Source organism: Methylophaga sp. (assembly GCF_009711715.1).
Taxonomy (GTDB): domain Bacteria; phylum Pseudomonadota; class Gammaproteobacteria; order Nitrosococcales; family Methylophagaceae; genus Methylophaga.
Map to the genome: position 1 here is coordinate 13,810 of NZ_VENF01000001.1, position 18,001 is coordinate 31,810.

Annotated in this window: 18 protein-coding genes and 1 tRNA gene; 13 read left to right on the forward strand and 6 right to left on the reverse strand. The window is 50.5% G+C overall.

What is annotated here, in order from left to right; genetic code table 11:
- Window positions 1-163 precede the first annotated feature (163 nt).
- Both FH755_RS00060 and FH755_RS00065 read right to left on the reverse strand, forming a co-directional pair.
- Window positions 164-1,816, reverse strand: coding sequence for a DUF6538 domain-containing protein (locus FH755_RS00060; protein ID WP_366658633.1), 1,653 nt, complete (start codon window positions 1,814-1,816; stop codon window positions 164-166).
- Window positions 1,817-1,983: 167 nt separating this feature from the next.
- Window positions 1,984-2,068: transfer RNA gene (locus FH755_RS00065), tRNA-Leu, on the reverse strand.
- 159 nt (window positions 2,069-2,227) lie between these two features.
- On the opposite strand from FH755_RS00065, the gene FH755_RS00070 reads away from it, so the two are divergent.
- The 7 genes from FH755_RS00070 (at window position 2,228) to FH755_RS00100 (ending at window position 7,761) form a co-directional block, all read left to right on the forward strand.
- The gene (locus FH755_RS00070; RefSeq protein ID WP_292437457.1) at window positions 2,228-3,094 is read left to right on the forward strand and encodes an HDOD domain-containing protein; all 867 of its coding nucleotides are present in this window, start codon (window positions 2,228-2,230) and stop codon (window positions 3,092-3,094) included.
- Window positions 3,095-3,222: 128 nt separating this feature from the next.
- Window positions 3,223-4,254, forward strand: a complete 1,032-nt coding sequence (gene queA, locus FH755_RS00075) for a tRNA preQ1(34) S-adenosylmethionine ribosyltransferase-isomerase QueA (protein WP_292437459.1) — start codon at window positions 3,223-3,225, stop codon at window positions 4,252-4,254.
- Window positions 4,251-4,988 (forward strand): RNA methyltransferase, encoded by a 738-nt coding sequence (locus FH755_RS00080; RefSeq protein WP_292437461.1) that lies wholly within the window; start codon window positions 4,251-4,253, stop codon window positions 4,986-4,988. The genes queA and FH755_RS00080 overlap by 4 nt, the downstream gene beginning before the upstream one ends.
- Window positions 4,981-5,778, forward strand: coding sequence for a serine O-acetyltransferase (gene cysE, locus FH755_RS00085; protein WP_292437463.1), 798 nt, complete (start codon window positions 4,981-4,983; stop codon window positions 5,776-5,778). The genes FH755_RS00080 and cysE overlap by 8 nt, the downstream gene beginning before the upstream one ends.
- A 50-nt stretch (window positions 5,779-5,828) precedes the next feature.
- Entirely contained in the window at window positions 5,829-6,275 is a 447-nt protein-coding gene (locus FH755_RS00090) for an Rrf2 family transcriptional regulator (RefSeq protein WP_292437465.1), read from the forward strand.
- 13 nt (window positions 6,276-6,288) lie between these two features.
- A complete protein-coding gene (locus FH755_RS00095) occupies window positions 6,289-7,431 on the forward strand; it encodes a cysteine desulfurase family protein (RefSeq protein WP_292437884.1) in 1,143 nt (380 codons plus the stop codon).
- Window positions 7,432-7,434: 3 nt separating this feature from the next.
- Entirely contained in the window at window positions 7,435-7,761 is a 327-nt protein-coding gene (locus FH755_RS00100; RefSeq protein WP_292437467.1) for an iron-sulfur cluster assembly accessory protein, read from the forward strand.
- Window positions 7,762-7,776: 15 nt separating this feature from the next.
- Here the strand turns inward: FH755_RS00100 and FH755_RS00105 are convergent, their stop codons facing one another.
- Both FH755_RS00105 and FH755_RS00110 read right to left on the reverse strand, forming a co-directional pair.
- The gene (locus tag FH755_RS00105; RefSeq protein WP_292437469.1) at window positions 7,777-8,802 is read right to left on the reverse strand and encodes a M14 family metallopeptidase; all 1,026 of its coding nucleotides are present in this window, start codon (window positions 8,800-8,802) and stop codon (window positions 7,777-7,779) included.
- On the reverse strand, window positions 8,790-10,217 hold the full coding sequence (locus FH755_RS00110) for a glutamate--cysteine ligase (RefSeq protein ID WP_292437472.1): 1,428 nt from the start codon (window positions 10,215-10,217) through the stop codon (window positions 8,790-8,792). The genes FH755_RS00105 and FH755_RS00110 overlap by 13 nt, the downstream gene beginning before the upstream one ends.
- 108 nt (window positions 10,218-10,325) lie before the next feature.
- On the opposite strand from FH755_RS00110, the gene bioA reads away from it, so the two are divergent.
- From bioA to ahpF, 4 genes are all read left to right on the forward strand, one after another.
- Entirely contained in the window at window positions 10,326-11,636 is a 1,311-nt protein-coding gene (gene bioA, locus FH755_RS00115; protein ID WP_292437474.1) for an adenosylmethionine--8-amino-7-oxononanoate transaminase, read from the forward strand.
- A gap of 116 nt (window positions 11,637-11,752) precedes the next feature.
- Window positions 11,753-11,824: a pyrroloquinoline quinone precursor peptide PqqA gene (gene pqqA, locus FH755_RS00120; protein WP_081443609.1), complete on the forward strand. Its 72-nt coding sequence runs from the start codon at window positions 11,753-11,755 to the stop codon at window positions 11,822-11,824.
- Between the two features lie 239 nt (window positions 11,825-12,063).
- Complete coding sequence (gene ahpC / locus FH755_RS00125) at window positions 12,064-12,630, forward strand: alkyl hydroperoxide reductase subunit C (RefSeq protein ID WP_292437476.1); 567 nt, start codon at window positions 12,064-12,066, stop codon at window positions 12,628-12,630.
- An 84-nt stretch (window positions 12,631-12,714) separates the two neighbouring features.
- Window positions 12,715-14,295 carry an alkyl hydroperoxide reductase subunit F gene (gene ahpF, locus FH755_RS00130; RefSeq protein WP_292437478.1) on the forward strand — a complete coding sequence of 527 codons (1,581 nt, stop codon included), beginning with the start codon at window positions 12,715-12,717 and terminating at the stop codon, window positions 14,293-14,295.
- 13 nt (window positions 14,296-14,308) lie between these two features.
- Here ahpF and FH755_RS00135 read toward each other — a convergent pair whose 3' ends face one another.
- Window positions 14,309-14,983: a response regulator transcription factor gene (locus FH755_RS00135; RefSeq protein WP_292437480.1), complete on the reverse strand. Its 675-nt coding sequence runs from the start codon at window positions 14,981-14,983 to the stop codon at window positions 14,309-14,311.
- On the reverse strand, window positions 14,976-16,349 hold the full coding sequence (locus FH755_RS00140; RefSeq protein ID WP_292437482.1) for a histidine kinase: 1,374 nt from the start codon (window positions 16,347-16,349) through the stop codon (window positions 14,976-14,978). Before FH755_RS00140 ends, FH755_RS00135 begins: the two co-directional genes overlap by 8 nt.
- A 183-nt stretch (window positions 16,350-16,532) precedes the next feature.
- Here FH755_RS00140 and FH755_RS00145 point away from each other — a divergent pair, with 183 nt between their 5' ends.
- Together FH755_RS00145 and FH755_RS00150 are read left to right on the forward strand one after the other, a co-directional pair.
- Window positions 16,533-16,931 carry a hypothetical protein gene (locus FH755_RS00145; RefSeq protein ID WP_292437484.1) on the forward strand — a complete coding sequence of 133 codons (399 nt, stop codon included), beginning with the start codon at window positions 16,533-16,535 and terminating at the stop codon, window positions 16,929-16,931.
- A 45-nt stretch (window positions 16,932-16,976) separates the two neighbouring features.
- A complete protein-coding gene (locus FH755_RS00150) occupies window positions 16,977-17,996 on the forward strand; it encodes a MoxR family ATPase (RefSeq protein ID WP_292437487.1) in 1,020 nt (339 codons plus the stop codon).
- The last annotated feature ends 5 nt before the right edge of the window (window positions 17,997-18,001 follow it).

The window sequence follows — 18,001 nt, forward strand, 5'->3', positions numbered from 1 at the left end:
TGCATAATTAGTTCAGACCTAACCGGGCACTCAAATTTGATGTTTGTTGGGCGTCAACATTATGAGTTTCAATACTGCAGTGCTTTGAAACTCACTTGAACCTTGTCACAGCCCAATAATGTTATTTCTAAAAAAGGATAACGCTCAGCCCAGCTTGCCTGGTTTAATTCTGGCTCCACTGATTCCGATATTTTCTGCTGAAATCTATTTCTTTATCTATGGGAAACGGAAGTATTTCATCAAAAGATGCCGGCAGTGTTATAGCACTTAGAGCTTCATACATGTCTTTTAATGTGGATGTTTCGTAATGTGCCCGTGTCACTTTGTTGGCACCATCCTCATTTTTTGCCCAGCCTATGATGCAGTTTCGTGTGTACTCATCTGTGACTCCAGCTTTCTTTAATAGTCGCAGAAGCGTGCTCCTAAAGGCATGAAAGCTTTTGCCGTCATGTCTTTCTCTGATTCCAAGAGAATAAAGATAATTCCTATTAAACCATTCTTCAACACGGCGTGCATAGGAGCCTCTAGCATAGGTTCTCAACTCTGGAAACAGGCGACTAGCATCCTTGTAATCGGAGCAGATCTTATATGACTTTACTTTTTGTGCGTATTCCCGAATACCCAGTTTAAGCAATAATGGATGAATGGGAACAGGCCTGAATGAATCGCCTGTCTTCCCAAGTTTATCATCAGTCTCAAAGTTAAAATCTATGATTGGAATGCCGTCTTGTTCTTTTATGTCATCACAATACAAGGAGGCGATTTGGGACATTCTACTGCCAGTCAACAAACCGATCAGTGGCAGCCAGAATTTAACTCCTTCATGCTCTGTTTTCGAGCCAAAGTTCGTAAAAAAATCGGTGGAGAACATCCGATCGAGTTCTTCGTCTGAATAGGGCGTTTTTGAAGCATTATCTTTCCGTTCTTTCTCGATTAGTCTTTCACGAAGTCCACCTGTAACTATCTTTACTTTCTCGAATGCGTTGGGAGGATTTGTCAATCCGGAATCGATTGCCCAATTAAAAAGCGTTCGATATGTTTCAAAATGCCTTTCGATAGTGGTGGCAGTGAAGCGTTCATATTCAGGTTCTTTAGACTCTAATGTAGCAATGACATCTGAAATTGATTGTTTTGCGAACTTGGTTGAGTTTTTGGGCATTCTGGCGAGGGTGTCACGAACTTCAATCGCATCTTGACGTGATATATCACGAATTTTTTTATCTTGCCCCACGATTTGGGATAGACGGTTAAATTGAGTGATTTTTCTGGTGCAAAACTCTTTCCCTTCTTCTCGCTCCCAACTCTCAGTGAATTGTTTTATGGCCTCTTCGAGTGTGGGCTCGCTTGACTTGTCATCATCATTATCTTCGTATTCAAAGCCAGCACCAGTCATTGCACGTTTAATGGTCTCTTTTATGTCTGCCTTAGTGATGATGTCTCTGATTGTCTGATCATCCAATCCGATTTTTTTCATAGCAAAGATGTCGTCAGGAGAAACATCTCGAGATGTTATTGTCTCTCGAGTGCCATCGGGCCTTTCAATGACTCTTGAAGTCGTTTGGATGTTTAAGAGTTTACCTAGATTCAACTTTTTACCACTATTCAAAACCAGCTCTCCGGACTCCGTCTTAGCAATCAAGTCTGAGCAGTATACATTGATAATCTGTGCACGATGAAGAGCTTCTGAGCCATCTCTGGTTTTGAGAGAAACAATAAACTCCCGCATGCCGATGCTATGTCGAAGATGTTGTGGGACGGCCTTACGGTAATAGTAAATCCCATTCCTGCGTGTGATCATGAATTGTCCTTGTGGCATCAAGGACAGATAGGCGCTTTGTAGCAGTTTATGTAGCAGTTTTTGTAGCAAAACAGCTTCAAAAACCCCCGCACGATAGCATTCTCAGATGGATGAGAAATTGCTTAATGCCTGCTATATCAATAACTTGGTGATATTATGTTGAGAGAACAACAAATAGAGAATTTTGGTACCGAGGGTGGGAATCGAACCCACACTTCCGAAGAAACCGGATTTTGAATCCGGCGCGTCTACCAATTCCGCCACCCCGGCAACCAAGGCCGCAAATTATAACGATTACGGTCATCTAAGTGAAGCCTTAATTTAATGCCTGTGACCTGAATCACCTTTTACGGTTATATCGCTTGACCGGGAAGTCAGAGACGAGCGAAACTCAGTATTTGCCGGAGTGGTTTAATGTAAGGTCGTTTCATGGATAAAGATTTAGGTACAAAGCAGACAAATGCAGAAAGTCTCGAAGAGTCTCTGCAGCAGGCCATTTTTGAAGGTTTTGTGGAAGTCCCCATGCTGCCTGAAGTAGCTGGTCAGGCATTGTCTTTGGCGCACGACCCGGAAGCCAGTGCCGCGCAGATGGCTGAACTTATCGAGCGTGATCAGTCACTTGCCGGTCATGTCATGCGAATTGCCAACTCAGTTGCCTATACCCCGCTGGCGAACTTGGTATCGCTGCAACAGGCCGTGGCCCGGCTTGGCATGAATGTCATTAGCGAAATCGCCCTGACGGCGGCGTTGAGTGCGAAGCTGTTCAACACGCCAGGCTACGAGGACTATGTTGAATTCAATTGGCAACATGCCATTGCCACATCACTCTGGTCTAAAGAAATTGCGAAAGCCGCCGGTATCAATACCGAAGCGGCTTTTCTTGCCGGCTTGTTACACTCTATTGGTCGTCCGGCGGTGTTGCAAACCATGCTGGAGTTGTCGAAACAGCAGGGGACCAGTCTGATGCCGGAAACGGTTTACCGGCTTGAGAATAAATACAGCCAGCCGGTGACGGAGCTGGTTGTGACCCGATGGGGCATGCCAGCCCAGGTTGTTGAGTCGATCAAACACTATGAGCAACTGGATGCCGATAGTGAGTCAGCCAAACTCGCTGCCTCTGTTCATGCGGCTTCCCGCTTTGCAACGTACATGCTGGATATTGCAGCAGAGGATGATAGAGAGACGCTAATGGATCTGGCTGCGCTGGAAGTACTGGGTCTGGATGACACTCAGATCGAACAGTTGCTGGAACAGGAAGAAATCATACAGCAGCGGCTGACGGGCCTGTCTCCCTGAGTTAAAACTATCAGCTTCAATGACGTTGCTGTAAATAAGCAGACAAGTCATTAACTTATCCTCGAGTTTTGCATTAACATCGCATTTTGATCGCAAGCCAGCCGGCGCATTCTGCTATGATCGCGCTCATGAAAACGAGCGACTTTCGATTTGACCTGCCAGAAGAACTGATAGCCCAATACCCGTCCGAACAGCGCAGTGCCAGCCGTCTGCTGGCATTGAATGGTAATGACGGCAGTCTGCAGGATCTGCAATTTACTGATTTAATGACCTTGCTTGAACCCGATGATTTACTGGTGTTTAACAACACCCGGGTGATGCCGGCACGCCTGCTGGGGCAGAAAGACAGTGGTGGTAAGGTTGAAGTGCTGGTGGAGCGGGTGCTGGATCATGAGCGGGTACTGGCGCATGTTCGCAGCAGCAAATCGCCGGCTGCGGGACGTAAGCTTCTGCTTGAAGAGCAACTGGAAGTTGAAGTGCTCGGGCGTCATGAAGCCTTGTTTGAACTTAAGTTTCTGGGCACGACCTCAGTCGTTGAGACCCTGGAAGCCATCGGACGGCTTCCCCTGCCACCTTATATCGAACGCGAAGTGAGCAGGGATGACCTGGAGCGTTATCAGACTGTCTATGCGCAAAATACCGGCGCGGTCGCAGCCCCGACAGCGGGACTTCATTTTGATGAAGCGATGCTGGCGCGTATCGAGCAGGCCGGGATTGAGACCGCCGCCCTGACCCTGCATGTCGGGGCCGGTACCTTCCAGCCGGTTCGGGTTGATGATATCCGTTCTCATCAGATGCACAGTGAGGTCATTGAAGTCAGCGAGCAGGTCAGTAAGCAGGTCAAAGCTGCCAGAGAGAGGGGAGGCCGCGTCGTCGCGGTAGGCACCACCAGTGTGCGGGCCCTGGAAAGTGCTTCACAAAATGGTGAAATCGCGCCTTTCGAAGGCGAGACCGATATCTTTATCTACCCCGGTTACGAATTCAAAAGTGTTGATGCGATGGTGACCAACTTTCACCTGTCCGAATCAACCCTGTTAATGCTGGTATCTGCTTTTGCCGGCAGGGAACATATTCTTAACGCCTATCAGCATGCCATTGAGCAACGTTACCGCTTTTTCAGTTATGGCGATGCGATGTTTATTACAAGGAATAAGGGATGACCTCACTGGAAAACATTCGCTTTGTGCTGGTGGGCACAACGCATCCGGGCAATATCGGCGCGGCGGCAAGAGCAATGAAAACTATGGGCATCAGTAATTTGCACCTGGTTTCTCCCAAGATTTATCCCAGTGCGGAGGCAACTACCCGGGCCTCCGGTGCCGATGATGTGCTGCATAAAGCCGTGGTTCACGATAGCCTGGAATCGGCGTTGTCCGGTTGTCATTATGCCTTCGCCCTCAGCGCCCGCTTGAGACATCTGCATGTGCCGGTTATGAATCCCCGGCAGGCGGTGGAGCAGTTGGAAAAATTTGATGACGATACCCATATTGCCATCGTGTTCGGCCGAGAGCATTCCGGCCTTTCCAACGATGAACTGGATCGCTGTCAGTATCTCGTTAACATTCCGGCAAACCCTGACTACAGCTCACTTAACCTGGCGGCTGCGGTTCAGGTTGTTGCCTATGAATTGAGAATGAGTTTTAAACCTGTGATTGATTTCGGCAGAATAGGTGAGGAGCGTGAAGCGATTACAGCCGATGATTTGTCACATTTATACGCGCATTTCGAGCGTTCTCTGACTACTATCGGTTTTTTGGATCCGGACAACCCGCGTTACCTGATGCGCCGCATCCGGCGTTTATTCAATCGTGCAGACCTGGATCGCAATGAACTGCATATCATGCACGGGATCTTACGCGCCGCTGAAACCAAAGCGAGGAAAACAGATGAGTGAACATATCAGCCGCTGGCAACGAATCAAGGAAGACATCAACTGCGTCTTTGAACGTGATCCGGCTGCGCGTAATGTATTCGAGATCGTCACCACCTATCCCGGTGTCCATGCTGTACAGTTGCACCGCTTTAATCACTGGTTGTGGCAGAAAAACTGGAAATGGCTGGCGAAGTTCATCTCGACCCTTGCCCGTTGGGTCACCGGGATTGAGATTCATCCCGGTGCCAAAATCGGCCGTCGCTTTTTCATTGACCACGGTATGGGGGTGGTGATTGGTGAAACGGCGGAAATCGGTGATGATTGCACGCTGTATCATGGCGTTACGCTGGGCGGAACCTCCTGGAAAGAGGGCAAGCGTCATCCCACGCTGGGCAATGATGTGGTCGTCGGTGCCGGAGCCAAGGTGCTCGGACCGATCAAATTGCATAATGGTGCCCGTGTCGGTTCCAATGCCGTCGTAGTGAAAGATGTCGGTGAAGGTGAGACTGTGGTCGGCGTACCGGGGCGGATTGTCAGAGCCAAAGCCGAGATGACCGAGGATGAAAGACAGCAGCAGAAACTGGCGCAATCAGTGGGCTTTGATGCCTACGGCACTTCCAGTAAAAGCCAGGATCCGGTCGCCACGGCCATTCATGGTCTGATTGAACATATTCAGGCCATGGATAAGCGGGTTGAATCGCTGCGTGAAACGATTCATCGTCTGGGCGGCGAATTGCCCGAAGACGTCGATATGCCTGAGCTAGACAACTGCGATATCTCTAAAGAAAATGATGATTCAAAAGTTGACTAAAATAGTCAGGCATGTACACTTAATAGATTGATTTTATTCTGGATTGAAACATGCGTTTGACCACCAAAGGGCGCTATGCAGTCACAGCGATGCTGGACCTCAGCCTCAATTACGGCGTGGGTGCAATTACCCTGGCAGATATCTCCGAGCGCCAGGGTATTTCTTTGTCTTATCTTGAACAATTGTTTGCACGCCTGCGTAAACAGGGATTGGTCAGCAGTTCGCGCGGTCCGGGCGGCGGTTACCGCCTCAGCCGTGCTGCCGATAACATCACTGTGCTGGATGTGATATCGGCAGTTGATGAAAAAGTCGACACCACCCAGTGTGAAGGCCGTCAGAACTGTCATGGTGAAGAGCAGTGTCTGAGTCATGAATTGTGGCAGAGCCTGAGTGACCAGATCCGGGTTTATCTGGACGGTATAACACTGGCCCAGGTTGTCACTAATTACGAAAAAAAACGTAGCGGCGAAAAAGTCATTCAATTTGACGTCGTCTGAGCAGGTTTCAGTGATGTCATTCACCTATCTCGACAATAATGCCGGGGCGGGACTGGCGCCGCATGTGCTCGATGCTATGTTGCCGTATTTGCAGCAACAGCAGGGCAACCCGTCAAGCAGTCATCGCTTCGGTCGTTATGCCCAGTCTGCCCTTGATAAAGCCCGTCAGCAGGTCGCCAGACTGGTCAACGCGCAACCTTCACAGGTAATTTTTACCAGTGGGGGGACCGAGGCGAATAATCAGGCTATTGCCGGTGTGGCTGAACTGTATGACAGCGGTAAAATTCTGGTCGGTGCGACTGAGCACCCGGCAATGCTGGAACCGGCTCGGCGGCTTCAGCGTCATGGCTTTGAACTGGCACTGATCCCGGTTGATAAAAATGGTTATGTTGATCCCGAGACGCTGGCCGGGATGATTGACGATAACACTCGACTGGTCTCGGTTATGTGGGCCAATAATGAAACCGGGGTGATTCAGGACATACCGGCATTGGCCTCTGTCTGCCACCGCAAAGGTGTACCGCTGCTCACCGATGCCGTTCAGGCAGCCGGTAAATTGCCGGTGGATATGACCGCGGCAGGCGTTGATATGCTGACCTTGTCGGCACATAAATTCGGTGGCCCCAAAGGCGTTGGTGCCTTGATTGTCTCTCCGGGACTGGACTGGCCAGGTTATATTCTGGGCGGTGGTCAGGAAGAAGATAAACGCAGTGGTACTGAAAATGTGTCGGCGATTGTCGGCTTCGGTGCTGCCGCTGAGTATGTGCAGTCGCATCTTGAAGACTATCAGCAGCATTGCCGGAAGCTGCGGGATCTTCTGGAACAGCACTTGAAACAGATCCCGGGCGTCACCATTTTTGCCGGTGAGGCCGACCGGTTGCCTAATACCTGCTTTTTTGCTTTACAGGGCTTTGATTCAGACACCATGCTGATGGCACTGGATAAGCAGGGGTTTGCAGTGTCGAGTGGATCTGCCTGCGGTACCGGCAGACAAACGCCCAGCCATGTGCTGACAGCCATGGGCGTACCCGACCCGATTGCATTGGGAGCGATTCGGGTGAGTGTTTCGATGCAAAATAGTGTCGAAGAAATTGAAGAGCTAGCCAAAGTGCTGGAAAAAGAAGCAAATCGCTTCAGTCATTTATTGAACAGGTGAAATATGATTACCTTAACTGAATCAGCCATTAAACGAGTCCGCGATATGATGAGCAAACGCGAAGGCGGCGTAGGCCTGCGTATTGGTGTGGTCAAAAGCGGCTGTTCCGGTTACAGCTATGCCCTCGATTATGCAGACCAAGTCGCTGCCGATGATGTTGTTATCGAGCAGGGCGATGTGAAAGTGGTTATCAATGAAGAAGCCATGCCGATGATGGAAGGTATGGAACTGGACTTTGTCCGGGAAGGACTCAATCAGAGCTTTAAATTCATCAACCCTAACGTCACTTCGGAATGTGGCTGTGGCGAGAGTTTCAGCGTTACCAAATAATTCATCGCAGGGCGTTCAGCCCTGCAATCTCTCCATCAGATAACACAGACAGTCCTGTTTGATGACGCGCTCATTCAACGTCATCATGGAGGGCATGGTTGGTCGTTTGAACATCAACTCGTCATCGCGCAGTTCAAAATACCGGTGACTGACGTCATCGCCGTTCTCATCCCAAGCTTCAACCGGTAAAAAGCTGTTGCTGTTAACTCGCCCTAAAGCCGTACCGGCGGGAACCTCAAAGAAATTCATCTTTTCCAGATCCCGATCCAACTGCAGTACCACATCACTGTCATCAAAACTGAAAGCGACGTCAGGGCGTACTTTGACCTGAGCGACAGTATGAAATAGATCGATATCCTGCGGGTGGACCGGGTGATCAGGCAGTTCACTGAGATTCAGGCAACTATCAATAAAATCATAAGCGTGTTTGACCCCGTATGTCTGATCCGGGCGGCCGCACTCCAGGGTCACGGCCGGACAGAGTTGGGCGAAAGCCATCGACTGCACGCCTTTGGGGCGGGTGAAATAGACGACAAAGCGGGCAAACAGCGTCGCCAGTTGCTGATAAGCCGGTTCCAGTCTGTTGATGCAGGCATAGTGGGGGTTGAGACCCGTGTTGTTGTGAATGTCCACGCTGGCAAACAGATTATGATCAGCCATGGTATTGACGATGGTTTCTGCCATCCGGGTTTCCGCACAGGGGGCATACTCAGTGCCGGGCCATATGCGATTGAAATCAGCCTGATCATCTCGTCGACGTAGTCCGTCTCTTGCTGCTTCAACATTACCAAAGAAAACAGACAGGTTACGCGGAAGCAGACGGGACTGATATTTTTTCAGCAGTTGTTGCACGGCCAGTAAACCGGTGGTTTCGTTGCCATGCAGCATGACTGAGAGGAATAGGGTATTGTTCTGCTTGCCCTTCAGATGAAGCAGAGTCGGCCCGGAGAGCACTTTATGCAAATCCCTGGCATCGCTGTCCAGCAGACCCGCTGGAATACTATCGAGCTGTTGCAGTAAGTCTTGTTTCAAATCGGCCATCGGCTCACCACCTCGCCTTGTTGCTGATGATGCAGGTAATACCTGCTCATCCTGCCAAAATCTTTACCATATTCAGCAATAAAAGCCTGTTGCCAGTCACTGCCTGTTTGCTGCCGTTCAACTCTTTCGGCAATGATCCCGAGGTATTTATCGCGGTCCGCAGTTTTGATACCCAGCTTGTCCAGGCCCTGTGCTGCCAGTGGCAGACAGGTCTCGAGTATAAACTGCTGTAATGGCTGATGCGTGCCCTCAAAGTCGACTATCGCAGTGTTCAGACCATAGCGTGCGGCCTTGTAAAAATTATCCCGCGCATCGCTGAACGCCAGTTCCGTGCCATAGGCGATAATCCGGTCACACAGCGCATGACTGAGTCCATAATAAAATGCCGCGTTAGCCAGCATGTCGGCTACTGTGGGTCCGGCAGCCGGCACCCGGTGTTCTATACGGATATGGGGTTTGCCCCCGTTAAAACCGATGAGTGGCCGGTTCCAGCGCCAGATGGTGCCATTGTGTAAACGCAGGTGTTCCAGCTTGTCACTGGCTTCTCCCAGATCAACGGGTAGCAGAACAGGATAATGGGCCAGGTTTTCTTCAAAGCATTCGAAAATGGAATGGCGGGCATAATCACTGCCGAAACTGACACGTTTAACCGGGCCGTGCGCCGCACCGGCGAAACCACCGGCTTCAATCGCCTGTTCGAATAGTGGGATCCGGGTTTCCTGCCACAGACTGTGACCAAAGAGAAAAGGGGAGTTGGCACAGACGGCGACCATCGGTGCCGAAGCCATCAAAGAGGCATTATAGAAGTGATGTGCTACATTGACCGGCACCTGAGTGTGTAGCTGCAGAGAGGTGGCAGCGGACTCCAGCATGACATCGTGATGCGTCAGTTTGAGATGGTCCTCGCCGCTGATATCCAGTTTTACCGGTTTACCGCGGGCAGCCAGGATCTGTTCATTGAGTGCGCGATAGCGATTCATATCCGACATGTTCAGCACATTCAGATCATCCTGTGCCAGGGTAGGCAGAATGCCTATCATCAGCAGTTCACCTTCCAGCCGCTGCGCCTGCTGGCTTGCATTGGACCAGGCGTTTTGCAGCTGGCGATGTAACTGGCTGATCGCATCACCGGTCAAAGGTACCGGTTCGGTGTTGAATTCGATATTGAACTTGGCCAGTTCGGCATTGGCCAGGGGATCATTGAGCAATTTCAGGAAAGCATCGTTAAGCGGGGCGGGTCGCATTGCTTTATCCACCAGCCAGGCTTCGAGTTCGATTCCGGCATAGCGCGTTTCATGTAACCGCAGTGCATCGCTGAGCAGATGTTGCAAGCGTGAAGTCTCATCTCGAAGGTGCTCACTGAAACGCTCGAAATCTCTCGCTGTGAAGCTGACGCCCGCAATTTCTTGGCCCATGGATGATGCCTTAGGTTGCTATCCTGACCCTAGCTTATAGCAGGCCGTAGAGATAAGCCAAGTTTCTAAAAATTGGGGCCTGCTTGCCTCTGCTGCTATGATCTGCGCATGGAAAAAACAGCGAACCTTGAGTTTGATGCCGCTCATATCTGGCATCCCTACACCAGTGTGGCCCATCCGCCGCTGCTGCACGAAGTGGTGTCTGCTGACGGCGTGAGGCTGACCTTAAGTGACGGACGTGAAATTGTTGATGGCATGTCCTCATGGTGGTCGACTATCCACGGCTATAACCATCCACGCCTGAATCAGGCTGCCAAATCACAGTTGGATAAGATGTCACACGTGATGTTCGGTGGCCTGACCCATGAACCTGCAGTGAATCTTGCCCGTAAACTTATCGATATTACCGATGAGAGCCTGCAATTTGTTTTTCTGGCTGATTCCGGTTCCGTCTCGGTCGAAGTAGCGATAAAAATGGCGATTCAACACTGGTTTGCCCAGGGACAACCGCGTAAGCAGCGACTGATGTCGCTTCGTAATGGTTATCACGGTGATACCTTCGGGGCCATGTCGGTCTGTGACCCGGTCAATGGCATGCACTCTATGTTTGAACAGGTCCTGCCCAAACATCTTTTTGCGCCTGCACCGTCCTGCCAGCGTGATGAGGATTGGAACGACAGTCACATTGCCGACTTCAGACGCTTAATCCGCGAACATCATCATGAACTGGCTGCCGTTATTCTTGAGCCGCTGGTGCAGGGCGCCGGTGGTATGCGGATGTATTGTCCAGAATACCTGCGACAGGTCAGGGCTTTGTGCGATGAATACGGTGTATTACTGATTTTTGATGAGATTGCGACCGGCTTTGGCCGTACCGGTACCCTGTTCGCATACGAGCAGGCCGGCATCGTTCCCGATATTCTGTGTCTGGGCAAGGCCCTGACCGGTGGCTATATGACACTGGCGGCGACGCTATGTAACCGGAAAGTGGCGGAGGGTATTTCGGCTGATGGTCAGGGTGTGCTGATGCACGGGCCTACATTCATGGGCAATCCTCTGGCCTGCCGTGTCGCTGCGGAGAGCATTGATTTGCTGTTGGAGTCAGATTGGCAAAGCCAGGTCTCGCGGATTGAACAGCAGCTCAAGGCCGAGCTCACGCCCTATGAGTCTCATGATCTTGTCAATGAGGTCAGGGTTAAAGGCGCAATCGGGGTCGTCGATTTGAACCGGCCGCTGGATGACTGTATGGACTGGTTGCCGGGCTTTATCGTGGCGCAGGGCGTTTGGATACGGCCATTCAGAACAATGATTTACATTATGCCGCCGTACATTATCAACACCGACGATCTGCATTTGCTGACCTCGGCTATCGGTAACATGCTGGATGAAATTGTACGTAGGCAAGTGGTTGAGGCTTAAGGAAAATCCTGACCGCAATCGCGGAAAGCACTGATGTTCGGATGGATGCTGAAGGGTAAACTGCACCACAGTTATCAGAATGACTGGTAACGCAATAACCCTACGAGGACTGTATTATGTGGACTAAACCAGAATATTCAGACATGCGTTTCGGCTTCGAAGTCACTATGTATATTTGCAATCGCTAAAATATCGTGATTTCATCAAAAAGGCCCTTGAATTGTTTCAAGGGCCTTTTTTGTTTCAGCCAGCCTGAAATGTTCCTGTAAGCTCCAGAATGACCGGTTTCTGAACGAAGATTCTCTACCGGTTATTTATAATCGCTTTTGTCAATCATATTAATTGAATTAAGTCGTTGTACCAATCTATCAGGCTCGACTACAATGCACACTGTCATTTACGACATAACCCACAAAGGAGCTAAATAATGTCATCACTGATTAATACAGAGATCAAACCATTTAAAGCGACCGCCTATCACAATGGCGAATTCGTTGATGTAACAAGCGACGATGTCAAAGGTAAATGGGCTGTATTCGTTTTCTACCCAGCTGACTTTACTTTTGTTTGCCCAACCGAACTGGGTGATGTTGCTGATCACTACGAACAACTGAAAGAAATGGGTGTGGAAGTCTACTCTGTTTCTACTGACACTCACTTCGTTCACAAAGCATGGCACGATGCGTCTGAAACCATCAAAAAAATCAAGTTCCCGATGATTGGTGATCCAACTGGCCGCATCACCCGTAACTTTGACGTCATGATCGAAGAAGACGGTGTTGCGCTGCGTGGTACCTTCATCGTCGATCCAGACGGCATCATCAAAGCAGCCGAAGTCAACGACCTGGGCATCGGTCGCAGTGCCAAAGATCTGGTACGTAAAGTTCAGGCAGCGCAATATGTTGCCACGCACGAAGGTGAAGTTTGCCCGGCTTCATGGCAGCCAGGCGAAGAAACACTGTCGCCATCACTGGATCTGGTCGGCAAAATCTAAACCAGGTCATCCTGCCAAAGACTCTGTCCGGGCATTGCGCCCGGGCACAGTCCACTTATTGTTAACTGATTACAGGTATTTATCATGTTGGATGCAAACATCGCCGCACAATTGAAAGGCTACATGCAAAACATCAAACGCCCAGTCGAGTTGATTGCGGCGCTGGATGACAGTGCAAAAGCCAATGAAATGCGCGAGTTGCTGCAGGAAATTGCAGATATGTCTTCACAGGTGAGCTTCATTGAAGACGTTCACAGCGACAGCCGCAAGCCTTCATTCCAGATAAAACAACCAGACGGTGAAGAGAAAATCCGCTTTGCCGGTATCCCGATGGGACACGAATTCACTTCTCTGGTGCTGGCATTGCTGCACACGGGCGGGCATCCAACCAAACTGGAAGACGAAGTCATCGAACAGATCAAGAATCTGGAAGGTGAATATCACTTCGAGACATATATTTCATTGTCGTGCCAGAATTGTCCGGAAGTGGTCCAGGCGCTCAACGTTATGGCCATTCACAACCCGAACATCAGTCACACCATGATTGATGGTGCGCTGTTCCAGGACGAAGTCGATGAGCGTCAGATCATGGCGGTACCGACTATATATCTTAACGACAAGAGCTTCGGTCAAGGCCGTATGAGCCTGCCGGAAATCATTGCCAAACTGGATAAAGGTGCGGTCAAGCGCGAGGCTGAGAAAATCAGTGCCAAGGAAGATTTTGATGTACTAATTGTCGGCGGTGGTCCTGCCGGTGCTTCAGCGTCGATCTATGCCGCCCGTAAAGGTATTCGTACCGGTATCGTGGCCGAGCGCTTTGGTGGTCAGGTGATGGACACCATGGCGATAGAAAACTTTATCTCGGTCAAGGAAACGGAAGGCCCGAAGCTGGTCGCTGCCCTGGAAGAACACGTCAAGGAATATGAAGTTGACGTCATGAATCTGCAACGTGCCAAAAAGCTGAGCAAGAAAGACAACATGATCCAGGTCGAGTTGGAAAGTGGTGCGACGCTGAGCAGTAAAACCGTGATTCTGGCCACAGGTGCCCGTTGGAAACAATTAGGTGTACCCGGTGAGGAAGAATATCGGGGTCATGGCGTGGCTTACTGCCCGCACTGCGACGGTCCCCTGTTCAAAGGCAAACCGGTTGCCGTGATTGGTGGTGGTAACTCCGGTGTTGAAGCGGCAATTGACCTTGCTGGTATCGTCGGTCATGTCACGCTGATTGAGTACAACGGTGAACTGCGTGCCGATGCGGTGTTGCAGAAGAAACTGTTCTCGCTGGATAACGTGACCATCGTAACCGGTGCACAGACCACCGAGATTACCGGTGCTGAGGGCAAGGTAAACGGCCTGGTTTACATCGACCGTGCGACAGAGCAGAAACACACGCTGGATCTGAATGCGGTATTTATCCAGATTGGTCTGGTACCGAATACCGACTGGCTGAAAGACACGATTAAACTGAGCAAATACGGTGAAATCGAAATCGATAATCACGGCCAGACTTCAATGCCGGGTGTCTTTGCGGCGGGTGACGTAACCACAATCCCCTACAAGCAAATTATCATGGCGATGGGTGACGGCGCCCGTGCTGCACTGGGTGCCTTTGATTACATCATCCGCAGTGATTTTGATGATGAAGAGAAAACCAACGCCGCCTGATAAGCTGCTGGTTTTATTCTGAACCCGGGGCCTCGTCAACCAGATCCAACAGGTTGACGAGGTTCATTTTTATTGCAAGGCGGGTCAGCTCGATATCACTGCTGACACCGAGTTTTTTCTTGATGATGTAATGCGAGTTAGACACCGTTTTGGGACTGATATTGAGCAAATCGGCAATGGCCTGATTCGATTTGGCATCGACCAGTAAACGTAAAATCTCAAATTCCCTCACGGTCAGTTCGTCCAGTGCCGACTGTTCCTGCCCCAGTTTTTCCATCGCCAGTGCCTGTGCAATATCAGCACTCAGGGTGTGTTTATTCTGTGCAACCTGATGAATCGCGCGAATCAGGGCTTCCGGTTCGCTGCTTTTGGTGATGTAACCCAGGGCGCCGGCCCGGGTCGCCTGCAGTGCAAAACTGGGATTCTGATGCATGCTGAACACCAGCACCCGTGCATTGGCATCATACTGACGAATTCGTTCTATCGCTTTCAGACCACTTTGACCCGGCAGAGAAATATCCATCACCACCACATCAGGCTGATGCTGTTTGTACTGGCTGTATGCCTCGTTACCGTCGCCGGCTTCACAGATAACCTCAAACTCAGCCTGCTTCTGCAACAAAGAGCGATAACCTTCCCTGACGATGGCATGATCGTCGACCAGCATGATTGTGACAGTCTTACTCATTTTGCATTAACTCTTGGTTCGCTTCATGTATGGGCAGAGATACGGTGACCAGCAAGCCGCCGTAGCGCTGTGCCTGCAAGCTGAGACGTCCATCCAGCGCGGTGACACGCTCGTGAATGCCGAGCAGGCCCATACCCATCGTCTTCTCAAAGGACTCGGCCTGCGCGATACCGTCATCACTGATACTGATTAATACCGTCTGATCGGTCATCCGCCTGAGACTGATCTCGGCTTTCCCCGCTTTGGCGTGCTTGGCGATATTGGTCAGACATTCCTGCACGATACGATAGATATTGACCGGTAAGGGCTCAGGCAGGTTATCCAGACTCTTATCGATATCAAGCAGATACTGTGTCTGATTACCGCTGCGCTGATTCCAACTCTTGACCAGTTGCGTCAGGCTGGCACAGAGGCCGAGTTCATCGACCTCAGTGGGTCTGAGGCGCGTCAACAGATTTCGCAGGGCTTTCATCATATGTGCAGTGATATGGCTGATCGACTGGACCTCATCAAGCACCGCCGGGCAGTCTTTTCTGGCAGTCTGCGCTACTGATGCGGTTACCGCATTAATACCGGCCAGACACTGTCCAAATTCATCATGCAGTTCGCGGGAAATATAACGATGTTCCTCTTCCTGGGCATTCATCAGTTTCAGTGCCAGCCTTTTATTCTCTGCCAGCGTATGTTGCTGGCTACTGGCGAGTGCGTTAATGGCTTCGCTGGTGCGGCGCCATTCGACAATATCAAAGCTGGGAAGGCGGTAATCCAGATCCCCCTCACGCATTTTTTCCAGACCATTCACAATCCGGTGGGCCGGACGTAGCATCCGGTTGAGAGTCCAGAACATCAGTACGCAGAGGGCGAGGAAAGTCACGGTCAATACACCGGTAACAGCACGCAGATTATTCCATGCCCGGGTGGTTTCCATCTGTACATTCAGTGTCACCAGCACCGTGCCGTATCTCAAGGCGTTGAAGTTGACTGGTGTCCTGACTTCGTAGTCCGGGTTAAAAAACTGCTGATAAAGACTGCCAAACCAGTTGGGATAGGTGGTTTCCAGATCCGGCATATCATTACACAGGCTACGCTGACGGCTCTGGGTGCGAGATAGAAACTGGGTGCAGGAGCCAGGCACGCCGCCGATGCCGCGCCACTGATTGACATCAGGAAATGTTCGCGAAAAATCATAACGCTGAAACATCTGTAACAACTGTTGCCGGGTTTGTCTTTCTATCCGGTTGGCGGTTTGTTTGGCTTCAAAAATAGCCTGTTTGTCAGTCTGGTAAAGCACATACCAGGCGCTGGCGATCAGACATACCAGAGCGATCAGCAGTATCCGGACCAGAAGCTGGGCTTTTAAATTCATGCGTATTTCACGGGGCTGAAAGGAAGTTAAAGTCTAGGCTGTTAAGGGACAGCTTAAAAGCCGTAAATTCAGCTCGGGAAATTTGCCCGTAGTTTGAGGGCAGATATCTGATGCATCAATTGTGCTCTCGATTTCTAATAGCGGAGGTTAGAACAAACAACAATAAACAAACGAGAGAGAACCATGGAAATATTATTGATCGGTGCTGTAGCGATGATGGCGGCGCTTATTCTGAGTGCCTGGCTGATGACCTTTGCCAAGTGGTTCCCACTGCCAGGGGTGGATGCGTTTATCATTGACTATAAAACCATGATTCGGGCCCATGTGGATTATGCCTTGATGGCTTTGTTCAGTCTGGGGTTCTATGCTGCTGCCAAAGGCGCCGGAATCGACTTACCGGTTCTGGCATGCTGGGCTGTCGCGATTGGCGGTTTTACCAATCCGACCATTTTCACCGTTGCCGCGTTTGACATGGCATTCTGGGACAAAATGATCTGGAAGATTTTTTCTGCGGTCAGTTTTGCAATCACAACAGTAGGTTTTGTCTGGATTGGATTCACTTTTCTTCAATTTGCTTGGTAAAGTAGTCCGGCACAAAAAACACAAAAATAGCTAAGGGGAGAGAACATGGCTGAATCTCAGCTGTTACAAACGGCGCGTGATCACGCGCTGGCACTCGAGAAGGGCGTTAATGATGTCGTTGTCGGCCAAAAACAGGCGGTGCGTCTTATTCTGATTGCGCTGCATGCCCGCGGTCACGTGCTGCTGGAAGGGGGTGTCGGTGTCGGTAAAACAACCCTGCTGCGGGCATTTTCCAAGGCATTAGGCGGTGCTTTTGGTCGTATCGAAGGTAGTGTCGATATGATGCCGAATGATCTACTCTACAGCGCCTGGGTGAATGCTGAGGGCAAACCGGTCATCGACCCCGGTCCGCTGATTAGGCATGGTGAAGAAACGGCCGTGTTCTTCTTCAATGAAATCAACCGTGCCCGGCCGCAGGTTCAGTCCCTATTGCTGCGGGCGATGGCAGAACGCAGTGTTGAAGCCTTCGGTAAAGAATACCGCTTCCCGCATATGGTGGTGTTTGCTGACCGTAATGCGGTGGAAAAAGAAGAGACCTTCGAGCTGAGTGCCGCTGCTCGCGACCGTTTCCTGTTTGAAATCAATATCAGCCGTCCGGAGGAGGATGAAATCCGTCGCCGGCTGATTTTTGATCCGGCTTTCCATGATGTGGATCAGCTTCTGGCCAATATCAGTGAACCGTTACTCGACTATCGTGAGCTGAATCAGCTGGATCGTGAGATTCAGCGTTCGATTTTTGTGTCTCCTGAAATCGAAAATTATGTGGTGCGCCTGTGGGATGCCAGCTGGAAACCGGCTGAAATGGGCATTGAACTGGAAGACATCTATGTCGAGGATCTGGTCGTCGCCGGTGCCAGTGTCCGGGGTATGTCAGCCATGGTGCGTGCGGCCAAGGTCAGTGCCTGGCTGGATGGCCGCGATCATGTGCTGCCGGATGATATTCATACCGTACTTCTGCCTTCGATGACACACCGGGTCTTCCTGTCGCCGGTCTATGAAGGTCGTCGTGAACAGATCATGCCGCAATTTGTTCGCGCCCTGCGTGACCATATTGCCACGCCCTGATCATT